Annotated in this window: 1 protein-coding gene; it reads right to left on the bottom strand. The window is 41.2% G+C overall.

Annotated features, from left to right (window positions below):
- Window positions 1-606 (bottom strand): PTS transporter subunit EIIC (locus tag AC1DUW_RS31875; RefSeq protein ID WP_477644586.1); only part of this gene is annotated, 606 nt, incomplete at both ends.

Here is a 606-nt window from a genome sequence, read left to right as displayed (position 1 = left end):
GTTTAATGACGTCCTCTTTCACCAATGATTCGTCCTTTACCGTGACACGCAGACGGGTTGCGCAGCAATCGACTATATCGATATTTTCCTGTCCGCCTAATCCATTAACGATGGTCTGGGTTCTCTCTGATGCCGTTACTTGTGTAACAGCGGCCTGTTCATCATCTTCACGGCCGACCACTTTCAAATTCTTCTTCCTGATTAAGAATTTAAAAGTGAAGTAGTATAAGAAAAACCATGGAATGCCTACGAKGAGTACATAAACCCAGTTTGTTTTACTGATTCCTTGGAGAATCCCGAATAAAGTAAAATCAATAAATCCTCCAGAAAAGGTTTGACCGATTGTAATATTGAATATATCTGCCATCATGAAGGCCAAGCCATCAAACAAAGCATGAAAAACATAAAGGATTGGAGCGACAAATAAGAAACTGAATTCAAGTGGTTCGGTAATGCCTGTTAAGAATGATGTTAAGGCTGCTGAAAGAAGTAAACCAGCCACGACTTTCTTATTTTTAGGTTTAGCGCAATGATAAATGGCCAATGCCGCTCCAGGTAAACCAAACATCATCGTGATGAACCGTCCGGACATGAACCGGGAAACAC

The sequence above is a fragment of the Peribacillus sp. P4_C12 genome, assembly GCF_056402095.1.
The sequence above is the reverse complement of the archived record's forward strand: the minus strand, read 5'-3'. Positions and strand labels throughout refer to the sequence as shown.